The organism is Paenibacillus vini (assembly GCF_018403325.1).
Classification (GTDB): Bacteria; Bacillota; Bacilli; order Paenibacillales; family Paenibacillaceae; genus Fontibacillus; species Fontibacillus vini.
Window position 1 is genome coordinate 115511 of sequence record NZ_BOSL01000014.1, and the last position, 11837, is coordinate 127347.

The following is an 11837-nucleotide window of genomic DNA, read 5'->3' on the forward strand; positions in this document are numbered from 1 at the left end:
AGACACGGAAGATCAATTCCGTGTCTCTCAGGAACAGGTGCTTAACCAGGTTTCGTCAGCCCCATCAAAATGGACTCTATTTCTGACGCAGGCATCGGTTTATAGAAATAGTATCCCTGAATCTCATCACACTTGTATTTGTTAAAAAAATCGAATTGCGACTCCGTTTCGACCCCTTCGGCTATCACATTAAGGTTCAGGTTTTTAGCCAGCTGAATAATCGTCTTTGTTATAGCCTCATCTTTGTTCCCTTTTGCGATGCCGCGTACAAACTGCATGTCAATTTTGATCCGATCTACGGGCAATGTCTTTAATCGACTTAAAGAAGAATACCCGGATCCGAAATCATCCACAGAAATCGTTACTCCCAGCCCCTTCAATTTATGAAGCACATGGATAAGATGATTATCTCCTTCCGCTGCAGCACTTTCAGTGATTTCCAATTCCAGATATTTCGAATCAAGGCCTGTTTCACTAAGTGTTCTGTCAACAATACCAAGCAGATTCCGATCCTGAAACTGAACAGTAGAGAGGTTCACAGCCATGCGTACAGGCGGCAGCCCCATAGCCTGCCACTCCTTGTTCTGCCGGCATGCCGTCTCGAGAACCCACTGCCCAATCGGGATAATCAGTCCGGTATGTTCTGCCAAGGGTATAAATGTAGCCGGTGAAATCATTCCTAATTCCGGGTTGTTCCAACGGACCAAAGCTTCAAGACCTACGATTTCTCGGGTTTCAACACTCACCTGGGGCTGGTAGTAGAGGACAAACTCATTTCTTTCCAGCGCCCTGTACAGACTGTTTGTCAGTTGTGTTTGCTGCAGTACTTCCTCTTTCATAGCCGATGAGCATAAGGTCGTTTGATTCTTTCCTTTTTCTTTCGAAGCGTACATGGCGAGATCGGCATTCTTAATCAACTCTTCCGTACTTTCGCCATCTGCAGGATATACTGCGATACCCGCACTGGACGTAATGAAGAATTCCTGTCCTCTAATCATTACAGGCTGAGAAATCGACTTCATGATCGTATCTGCGATCTCCATAATGTTTTCCACTCGATCCATTTTGGCAAGCTGGATTAGAAATTCATCCCCGCCAAAACGCGATACTATATCATGCGGCCTCAAACACCTGGATAGCCTGCCTGCCACCTGTTTTAGCATCTCATCTCCGCCAAGATGGCCTAGGGTGTCATTAATGACTTTGAACGAATCCAGATCAATGAAAAGAACACCAATGAGGTCTCCGGTTTCCTTAGCTGCTTGGATCGTCTGTTCGAGCTGTTTTTTGAACAAGGTATGGTTAGGAAAACCTGTCAAAGCGTCGTAATACGCCATATAGCTTATTTCTTTTTCGGCTTCCAATTTGACCAGTGCATCTGACAATAAATTGGCCAGAATCCTTAGCAGCTCCTGATGATTTTTCCCCCAGGTTTTTGCCGCCTTAACGGATACAAAGAACAAGATACCCAGAATTTTACCTTTATTTCTTACGGTAATGGACATTAGCGATTTCATATTACGGGCGTAAAATAATTCTTTTTCACCACGGGCCTCTGGGGGAAGCTGTTCCACGTCCGAAATATTTAACAGGTTCGTCTTCAAGATCTCATTCTTCCACCACGGAAATGCTTCGCCGGTCAACTCGGGTATACTGTCGATCACGGATTCGACGCCTTCATTGCACCATTCATATTTAATTTGCTCTTTACCTAATCGGATGAAGACCGTCCGATCTACTTGGAAGTGTCTCCCGCTCAATTCCAACAGTTCATTGATTTTCTCATCCAGATCTGATTCTGTGACTTTAACAAAATCCCCCGAAATTTGAGAAACCATCTTCTGAAACTTGATCTGAGCTTCATTTTCTTCAAGACGCTGGATATATACCCGGTTGACGAAATAAGCCAGCCAAAGGGTGATACCCAGGATGCCGATTCTCGCAATATAATCCGATCCATCCACCTGAACGATGGCTTTCGGCACACTCACCCAAATAAAAATTTGCGTAGCCAGAATGGAAAGACCTATCCAAAGAATCATAAACCGCTTGTTGAACACAACGGACAGCATGATAACAATAAAAGGAGTAGCCCATACAGTAATACTTGCCGTATCAATAAAATGAAGCGCGATCAGAAGGAGGGACACTAACATGATAAGAACGAAGCTGTATTCTTTAATGCCCGCCTTAATAGGCAGAAATTTAATGATCGTCAATAAAGCGCCTATGACAAAAAGAAAAAAACTGAATGATAAAATTATGTTGAGATGAGGAAATTGCTGATTGAAAAAATATTGTGAAGCGAAATTCAACATTCCGCCAATGATGCACACGAAGGACATTATTTTTATGAATCTGTCCATGTTTACTTCACTCAATATTTTACCCGGCTCAACTCTATCGCTCTTTCCCAGACCCAATAATCCATACCGCCTGATGGCGTAGAAAATAGCTGTGGTGGGCAAAAGTACGATAACCGGCGCCATTTGAGGAAGCGGATATGAAGTATATGTATTAAGAATCACATCTGTCATCGTCCCCAATACCATAGCTACGATATAAGAGATCATAAACAGGTATGCCTGCTTTTTCTTTAACGGGTCAGTTGTCCTTATCCCCCAATTTCCGAGCATTATCAATCCAGAAATGGTAAATGAAATATAGTATAGGTTGAAATACAAGTCGCCCCAGCTGCTCGCCGAAACATTAACCCAGCCCGCCGCAGTCTCAACCAGCTTGTAATGTTCCCTTGCCGTATCGCTAAAACCAAAGGCAAACACATTCACCAGCGCCGGCAGATACAGCACCGCATAAATCCACTTTTTCTTCAGAATTCCGGTTCTCTCCGTCAGGATGAGGTAAAAATTCAGCAGTATGCTGTACACCGTTCCCCAACCGACAGAAGCCAGTCTGCGCCAAAACATAGCCATCTCGTAATCCTGCGCTGAATTGGCAATAGAGAAACTGAACGCCCATACGGAAAGGGACACACATGCCGCAAAGTATAACCGGTTCAACATGCTTTTCGTGTTGAGAGAGATCGTGTAGATCCCCAACAAAAAATAGATGGCAGAAGCAATAAAAAACACTAGGGAATAAACATAAGGTAAAGACATATTCGGCCCCTCACTTTTCCGTATACTGTGACTGTCTTAGGGAAACCTAAATAAATTAGACCATATCTACTATTTCGGTAAAAATATGAATCTCTATTAGCATCAATTTCCTCATGCAAACAGAAAGAGTAAGTCATTGGACCTATTCCTATCCCGGATTTCTTATTAGTGCTAATAAGATTTTTCTCATCATATTTTAGAAAATAGCACTTCAACCAGGGGGTATTTAGTTGAATAGAGTTAAAGTCAGTTTACGGCCTATGGTTAGTAGGATAAACTTACCCACTGTATTGAAAACAACTTTCCTTCCGGGGGATTCCATCGAGAGCCTAATAATTGCAACACAAGTCGGGGAGATCTTTTATATTAGAAACGGAGTTATCGGTACTTTTTTGGATATCCGGCACCGAATCTTAAAACTGGGAGGTTCCAGCGGCGGATACGACGAACGAGGGCTGATCGGTCTGGCTTTTCATCCCGGTTTTAACTACAACGGATTGTTTTATCTCCATTACTCGCTGGCTGGAACCCAAGGTCCGGTTGCTTTTTCCGAATCCTTTAAGCCTAACCCGTGTGATCCCCAAACTTTAAACCTAAAGTGGGTCGATAGAGAAGTAAAATATGATCATATCGATACCGTTGAAGAATGGATTCTACAATCGAATGGGAAGCGTCGTGTTTACCGATCTGGCTCAAGCTTTTACAGAGCCTGTTAGGGGAGTATTAGCTTATACCAGGGTAACCGCCGACTGCAGACAAAACGATTACAATGTAATAGAAAAGGATTATAATTTTGGATCCAATGCTGCGTATTACGTTAGTTTAGGGGCAAATCTGAATCAAACCCGGCTATATCTGGCGGTTTATGGCTCTACAAAAGTAGCAGAATCGAATCAAGGTACTGTATTTGAAATTGTTCCATGATCCAACCATAATGATAAACAAAAAAGAAGCGGGGAGTACCCGCTTCTTTGCTGTATAAACCCATCTCAACAATTAGTCTTTCTTGACCAACAGTGTGCAGCTCTCCACATGACTGGTTTGCGGGAACATATCGATCGGCTGCACCCATTCGATCTGGTAGCCGCCGTCCGTTAATACTTTACAGTCCTTGGCCAGTGTGGAAGGGTTGCAGGACACGTAGACGAACCGCTTCGGCTTCGTGCGGAGCACCGCTTCAAGGAAGCGCGGGTCCAGACCGGTGCGCGGCGGGTCGGCGACGATGACGTCCGGGGCGTAGCCGGCCTTTGCCCAGCGCGGAAGCAGCTCTTCCGCCTGGCCCTGGTAGAAGGTCGTATTCGTGCGTCCGTTTCGCGCGGCATTCTCCTTCGCATCCTCCACGGCCTCGGGGATGGACTCGATCCCGCGGATCTCGCGTGCATAAGGGGCGAGCCACAGGCCGATCGTTCCTGTACCGCAGTAGGCGTCGACCACCGTCTCCCGGCCGGTCAGCTTGGCGGCGGCGCGTACCGATTCGTACAGCTTCACCGTCTGAATCGGATTAAGCTGGAAGAAGGCGCGCGGGGACAGGGTGAAATCCAGGTCGCCGAGCGACTCCTGGATACTGTCCTCGCCCCACAGGATGAACGTCTTATTGCCGAACACGAGCGACGTGTTCTTCGGATTGACGTTCATTGCAATGCTTGTCAGCTCGGGCATCGCGAGCCGGAGCTCCTTGACAAGCTGCTCGCGCTGCGGCAGCTTGTCGCTTGATGTGACCAGCGTCACCTGCAGCTGGCCGGATTGGAATCCCCAGCGGACGACGATGGTCCGCACCAGTCCCTGGTTGCTCTTCTCCCGGTACACCGGAATTTGGAGCCGCTGCAGGACATTCCTTGTCCGGTCCACCGCTTCGTTGACCTTCGGATGCTGGATCGGGCAGCCCGTAATATCGATCAGCCGGTGCGAATCCATGGCGTACAATCCGGCAATCATGCCTTCCTGCTGCATGCCCAATTGGAGCTGGGCCTTGTTGCGGTAATCCCAAGGATGATCCATGCCGAGAATCGGCTTCATCCGGAGATCCTGAAACCCGGCATACCGGGAGAAGGCTTCGCGGACAATATCCTCTTTGGCAGCCATTTGTCCTTCATAGGACAGATGCTGAATCTGGCATCCGCCGCAGATGCCGAATACCGGACAAGGGGCGTCAACCCGATGGGGGGAACGCTTCTCGATGTCCGTGATTTTGGCGGTGATATATTTTGGCTCCGCACGGATAACCTCGGCCTTGATGACTTCGTCCGGCAAAGCTCCCTGGATGAATACTGCTTTGCGGCGGTAGTAGCCTACCCCTTCGCCGTTAATGCCAAGCCGCTTGATCGTTACGACGATTATATCGCCGGCCCGAAGCTCCTCCGCCGTTTGCCGGTTGGAGATCCGGGAATTGGGCTTGGAATGATATGTCTTTTCGTTCTTGGATTTTTTCATACTATGATAAATTCTCCATTTTGTTAGTTTTGTCCGACTTAACTATACCACGCAAACCGGACGAGCACCATGATTCCTGCGCCCGGACTGGCCGTCAGACGGATGTCAGCATCATCTCAGCCACAGAAATATAAGGAGCAGCACAAGCGCACCGGACAGATTAATCCATCCGAAGAGTGAAGAATACGTCGCTTCCTTATTCTTGTGTTCGGTTTTGTAAATCCTGCGGTCCACTGTCAGCAACAACATTCCCGACAAAAAGAACATGATGCCGTCGAACCCGATAACCCGAATCATGGATGTTCCCCCCTAATTTTTTAATCCGACGCGGCGTATTTTCATATGAAGCCGAACCTCGACAGGAATGCCGGAATAGATTTTCTCCCAATCCCGTTTTTCGTGGACATGTTGATTCCAGTAAGCCGGTTGACGTGCACGGACGATTTCCCCGATGCCGAGAATATCCGAATGTTTGGTCTGGGTATCCCGGATCAGCTTATTAACGATTTTAATGCCATCTTCGGCGAAGATTTTCTCAACGAGATCCAGCTTGTCGGGCGAATCAATCTCCGAAGCCGACCCGAAATGTTCCGAGATCATACCTTCCAATTTAATATTCAGATAAGCTTTGGGAATTCCGTTTTGGATTTCAACCTTCATGTTCGTATGCCGCTCCTGGGTTTTTACCATTACGAAGCCCATCTGCGGGACATTGACCAAAACGGAGTACCCGCCGGGGTCCATTCCTTTGGCCGCCATGAATCCGCCGATTTCGATAGGGCTGGTTGTTCCGACTAGCCGGCCTTCGCTGAAATAAGCCATTCCCTTGATCAATATATTTTCTTTGCCGCGGATTGAAATGTAGGGGAGATAGCCGTCTTGTCCCCATTTGGATTCCGCAGTCCAAAATACACCCAAATAATCCAAAGGGAATTTGCCGGTCTTCACGGACTTCTCTACCATAGACAGCAGGTAAAGGGTAGGAACGCGCTCCAGAGGCGGGGCAACGTCCATGATTTTTGCGGCCTCCCCATCGGATACGAGGAGCCAGGTTCGGCGTCGGACTTCGGGATTGCGCCGGAGATAATCGTTAAGATCATCGAGTCCCTGTTTTGCGATCGCTTCGCTGATGACGATAACCCGTAAATGGATCAAATATCTGGGGTCTGCGATTTGCTGCTGCAAATTGTTCAGTGCATCGTCCAGACTGTGTCCGACCACTTGAACGACCCAAATTGAATTTTGGGTGCCTTCCCCGCTGGTAGCGCTGCTCGGGCCGAGCGGAACCCGGCCGGGAACGGCAATTTGCGCAGTTATGCGGATCATCTTGTTCGGCAGCTTCCCCTTTTCATGGGTCACATTGGTTTCCTTTTCCATGGTTTCTGGAGGAGCCTCGTCGATCGCCAAACCGAGAACCAGCGCCCTGTCTTCAATCTCCAGACTGTCCCAGCACCCCGTCAAGAGTACTCCGCAGCAAACGAAAAGCAGGCTAAGCAGTCCGGTTTTGACAATCTTATTCATGGGTCACGCCTCCTTTTCGGCGAAGGAGTGAAATGATAAGCAGCAGAAGAGGATAACAGGTCAGAAATAGTAAACCGCTAAATTCCAAGCTCTGGACGATATTTCGCTCCCGGAATACGTCTTGCGGCAGCAGGGAAATTCCCAGCAAGACAGGTAGCAAAAACGAAGAGGTAAGGCGCTGATCGGCAAATCGAAACAATTTGCTGAACGCAAAAGAAGCCAGGTAGTAGCTGGAATATAGCGTGGTGTACACGGTGACGAACCAGATGATGATAAATATGGCGTCAAATCGTTCCAGAACTCCGCCTCCCAAGGAAATGGAACGGGACAGTTCAAGCGTGGGATAGAGCAACTGCTTAGTCTCTTCGGAACCATAGATGCCGAGGACCGAGAATACCATGAGAATATAGAGTCCGCCGCTGATGAAAATTCCGTAAGTCCCCGATTTCAGGGCAGATTCGGGCTTTTTCATATAAGGGATTAGAATGGTGACGATAAAAGACCCAAGAAATAAGGAAGCCGCTTGAAAGAGGCCAGGATTAAATTTCATGGGGGCATTCCCTAGCAGCGGCTGCAGACTCAGTAAATCGATTCTTTTCAAAGAAATCAGCATAAGCAGCAGGTACGGAAAAAAGATAAAAGGAAAGTAGAAGATATGGATAAAACTGAACTTGACGATGTCACGCCGGCAGGAAAATGCGGTCGTCAATAAAATCAGGATGATGCTTACCTCTATCGGCGTTTTACGGAAGACAACGGTTGAGAGGACATCTCCGAATTGACGGGAAGAGAGGGCCGATGAAACAGCAAAGAAGAGGAACAGGAGCAGATTTGCCGCTTGGGCAGGCCATCTTCCGATGAGCAATTGACCGTATTCAAAAATGCTCTGCCCTTTGAAGCGAAGTCCTAATAAAATGATCAGCCACAGCGGAACCAGTGCGGCCGCGAGACCGCACAAAGTCATTAGCGGGGCGCCGCTTCCTGCGGCTTCGGCCATCGACCTGGGAAAGCTAAGCACGCCTACCCCGAATGTTGTACTAGCGACGACGATCGCGGTTTGGGTCGTTGAGATTTTCTGCTTCCTGTTCATTGGAATTCTCCTTCGACTGGAATATGCCATCGATGTAGGATTGTGTTTCCCCGTAAGGCGATCGGGTGGCATCGACCGGATGAAGATGGGAGGGACGTCGGTTCATCCACCATAGTGGTGCTCTGAACAGCGTGTCGGTCAGCCTCTCCCTCATGCCGGTAAGGAGGGTGAAGAGGTACGGCTTTCCGAACGACTCCAGATAGAGCAAATGGTTAATGATGAGAACGGTACCGATCATGACACCGTAGAGGCCGAACAGCCCCGCCAAAAAAATCAGCGGAAAGCGGAGCATCCGGAGCGCGATAGCTACGTTATAAGCAGGCGTGGCAAACGAGCCAATCGTGGTCAGAGCAACGATTACGACGGTGATGGGGCTGGCCAGTCCGGCAGATACCGCAGCTTGTCCGATGACCAGCACACCGACGATGGACAGGGCCCCGCCGATCATTTGCGGCAGGCGAATCGTCGCTTCTCGCAGAATCTCCATGGAAACTTCCATGATGAAGACTTCAAGCACGGCAGGAAAAGGTACGCCGGCCCGTCCGCCCGATATCGCCACGGCAAAATCGGTGGGCAATAGCTCGGGATTATATGAAATTACCGAAACGTACAGTGAAGGGAAGAACAAGGAGAACAACAGAGCGATCAGCCTTATGAATCGGACAAGGCTTCCGATGATGAATCGTTCGGAATAGTCGTCGATGGTCTGGAAGAATTGATCGAGCAGAGCCGGGATGATCAGAGCGAAGGAGGAGCCGTCAACCATAATGACGACGCGGCCTTCCAGCAAGGCGGCGACAGTTTTATCGGGCCGTTCCGTGTTCTGGATTTGCGGAAACGGCGAAATCGGCTGATCCTCGATAAACTGCTCGATGTAACCCGCATCGATGATACCGTCGAAATTGATTTTGGAAATCCGCAGCATCACCTCCGCCACGAGCTCCGGATCCGTGATGCCTTGGATATAGCAGACGGCGACACGGGATTGGGTCCGCTGCCCGACCGGCCCGGTTTCGATCTTGAGATCCGGAGTTTGCAGCCGGTACCGGATCAGCGACAGGTTAGTGTCGAGCAGTTCGATGAAGCCCTCGCGTGCGCCGCGGATTACTTGTTCGGTCTGGGGCTGTTCGATGCCCCGTTTTTCAATTTGGCGCATGGCAAAGGCCATCGACTGTTCGCATTGGTCCAGAAGCAGTACCACGAAGCCGGAAGAGACCAAATCGAAGACCCTGGATATTTCGGAGCACTTTTGGCCATCGCTGATATAGATCGTTTCGTTCCAGAGCCGGTCGAGCAGATGCTCCCTTAAGGGCTCTTCATCTTTAATTTCGGGTTCCTGCCATTGCATAAGCGGCTTTAGTACGTTCTCCCGAATGCCGTTCTGGTCGGTCATCGAGGACAGGAAAACAAGGGCCGCCTTGAATCGGTTCGCAATGAGAAAATTACGCACGCTAAGGTCGCCATTGACGCCGATCGCTTGTTCAATCTTGGCCAGATTATCGTCAAGCGAAGGGCTCAAAGGGAGGGAGAAGCCCCGGCTAGCGGCGGCTTCCCCGGAACCGGAAGAGCTATTCTCTTGATCTTTATAGGCCCGATAGGTCTCGCTCCACTTTTTCACGGCGTATTCCTCCAATAAAATAAGGACCCTCTCTTAACGGGTTAAAGTATATAATAGTAAGTGTGGATAAGGGACGGGCACTTTATGTACCCGGTGTGCAATTTGGCTGTATTAAACCGCAAAAGTTGCCCATTGTTTCAGGGCCCGGTACAATAAAATGCAACACTTGAGAGTTTAGAATATCTATAAGATATAAGGAGTTTAGTTCAATGAATGCTCAAACCACCCGTCTGGAACAAGCGCAGCTGCTGCTGCAAAAATATTACGGGTATCCCGATTTCCGAGAAGGACAGCGAAAAATCGTCGCCAGCATGCTGGATGGAGCCGATACGCTAGGCATTATGCCCACTGGTGGAGGCAAGTCGATTTGTTACCAGATCCCGGCGCTGCTGCAGCCCGGGTTGACGCTGGTCGTGTCCCCGTTGATCTCGTTGATGAAAGACCAGGTGGATGCGCTCATCGCAATGGGGATTCCGGCCGCTTATATTAACAGCACCTTGTCCGGCAAAGAGGTGAACGACCGCATCCGCGCCGCTAAGCGAGGCGATTTGAAGCTGCTCTACGTCGCGCCGGAACGGCTGGAGCTGGACTGGTTCCGCGAGGAGATGAGCGGGCTGGAAATTTCCTGTGTAGCCGTCGATGAGGCCCACTGCGTCTCGCAGTGGGGACATGATTTCCGGACGAGCTATCTGGCGGTCTCACCCTTTGTGAACGGACTGCCGCGCCGCCCGATTCTGGCGGCCTTTACGGCGACCGCGACGCCGGAAGTCAAAGAGGACATGATCCGCCTGCTCAGGCTGAACGATCCGTCTGTCTTTGTAACCGGCCTGGGCCGGGATAATCTGGCCATGTCGGTGCTGCGGGGCGAAAACAAGCGTGAATTCATCATGAATTACGCGGAAACGCACGGGCATCAACCCGGCATCATCTATGCCGCGACCCGAAAAGAGGTCGACGATCTGTACGGACGTTTGCGGGAAAACGGCATACCGGCAGGGCGCTATCATGCCGGTATGTCCGACCGTGAACGGGAGGAGAGCCAGGAAGCGTTCCTCTATGACGATATCCGGGTGATGGTTGCGACCAACGCTTTCGGAATGGGGATCGATAAATCGAATGTGCGTTACGTGATTCATTTCAATATGCCGAAAAATATGGAGGCATACGTTCAGGAAGCGGGCCGGGCCGGGCGGGACGGCGAACCGAGCGAGTGTATTCTGCTGTTCAGCCCGCAGGACATCATGACGCAAAAATTCCTGATCGAGCAGAACCCGCAGGATGAAGACCGTAAACGCAATGAGTACCGGAAGCTTCAGCAGATGATAGAGTACTGCTATTCCACGAGTTGCCTGCGCTGGGGGATGCTCGATTATTTTGGCGAAGCCCATAACCGGGATGTCTGCGGCATTTGCAGCTCCTGCCGGGACGAGCGGGAGCTCGTCGATATGACGGTGGATGCGCAGATCGTATTCTCGTGCATTCACCGGATGAGAGAGCGCTTCGGAGTTTCCCTGGTGTCTTCGGTGCTCAAGGGCTCCCAGAACAAAAAGGTGCTCCAATACGGCTTTGACGGTCTGCCGACCTACGGTATGATGCGCCGCAGAACCGAGAAGGAAATCTCCGAGCTGATCAACGTGTTTATCGCGGAAGGATATCTTGCCCTGTCCGAAGGGCAATATCCGATTGTCCGCCTGCAGCCGTTGGCGGGAGATGTTCTGCGAGGCCAGCATCAGGTCATGATGCGTGCGCCGGAGCCGGCCGCAGCCAATGCGGCATCCCGCACCAGAGGTTCCCGCCGGCGGGGCGCCGCTTACGACGATGGTCCTTCAGCGGTTAATGAAACGGTATTCGAGCAATTGCGGCTGATCCGGCGTGATTTGGCCGAGAAGGACCGGGTTCCCTCGTACATTATTTTCAACGATGCGACCTTGCGCGAAATGAGCATGATCTGCCCGACAAGCGAGGCCGAAATGCTGCGGATTAAAGGTGTAGGGGAAGTCAAATACCGCAAATACGGCTTGCCGTTCCTCGAGTTTTTTCAAAATATGGAATAGGGTTG

The 11837-nt window shown here is 50.0% G+C and carries 7 protein-coding genes and 1 pseudogene; 2 read left to right on the forward strand and 6 right to left on the reverse strand.

Annotated elements, in window-relative coordinates; translation table 11 throughout:
• Positions 1 to 41: 41 nt before the first annotated feature.
• Complete coding sequence (locus tag KJS57_RS19545; protein ID WP_213656062.1) at positions 42 to 3119, reverse strand: EAL domain-containing protein; 3078 nt, start codon at positions 3117 to 3119, stop codon at positions 42 to 44.
• Between the two features lie 230 nt (positions 3120 to 3349).
• Between KJS57_RS19545 and KJS57_RS19550 the strand changes: the two are divergent.
• Positions 3350 to 4043: pseudogene (locus KJS57_RS19550) on the forward strand (hypothetical protein).
• Between the two features lie 72 nt (positions 4044 to 4115).
• Here the strand turns inward: KJS57_RS19550 and rlmD are convergent.
• The 5 genes from rlmD to KJS57_RS19575 all read right to left on the reverse strand — a co-directional run bounded on the left by rlmD (position 4116) and on the right by KJS57_RS19575 (position 9778).
• The gene (gene rlmD / locus KJS57_RS19555; RefSeq protein WP_213656063.1) at positions 4116 to 5549 is read right to left on the reverse strand and encodes a 23S rRNA (uracil(1939)-C(5))-methyltransferase RlmD; all 1434 of its coding nucleotides are present in this window, start codon (positions 5547 to 5549) and stop codon (positions 4116 to 4118) included.
• 111 nt (positions 5550 to 5660) lie between these two features.
• Positions 5661 to 5846 (reverse strand): CLC_0170 family protein, encoded by a 186-nt coding sequence (locus KJS57_RS19560; protein ID WP_211022018.1) that lies wholly within the window; start codon positions 5844 to 5846, stop codon positions 5661 to 5663.
• Between the two features lie 12 nt (positions 5847 to 5858).
• The gene (locus KJS57_RS19565) at positions 5859 to 7070 is read right to left on the reverse strand and encodes a Ger(x)C family spore germination protein (RefSeq protein WP_213656064.1); all 1212 of its coding nucleotides are present in this window, start codon (positions 7068 to 7070) and stop codon (positions 5859 to 5861) included.
• Positions 7063 to 8160 (reverse strand): GerAB/ArcD/ProY family transporter, encoded by a 1098-nt coding sequence (locus KJS57_RS19570; protein ID WP_213656065.1) that lies wholly within the window; start codon positions 8158 to 8160, stop codon positions 7063 to 7065. The genes KJS57_RS19565 and KJS57_RS19570 overlap by 8 nt, the downstream gene beginning before the upstream one ends.
• The gene (locus KJS57_RS19575) at positions 8108 to 9778 is read right to left on the reverse strand and encodes a spore germination protein (protein WP_244861634.1); all 1671 of its coding nucleotides are present in this window, start codon (positions 9776 to 9778) and stop codon (positions 8108 to 8110) included. Before KJS57_RS19575 ends, KJS57_RS19570 begins: the two co-directional genes overlap by 53 nt.
• 209 nt (positions 9779 to 9987) lie before the next feature.
• On the opposite strand from KJS57_RS19575, the gene recQ reads away from it, so the two are divergent.
• Complete coding sequence (gene recQ / locus KJS57_RS19580; protein WP_213656067.1) at positions 9988 to 11832, forward strand: DNA helicase RecQ; 1845 nt, start codon at positions 9988 to 9990, stop codon at positions 11830 to 11832.
• Positions 11833 to 11837 lie beyond the last annotated feature (5 nt).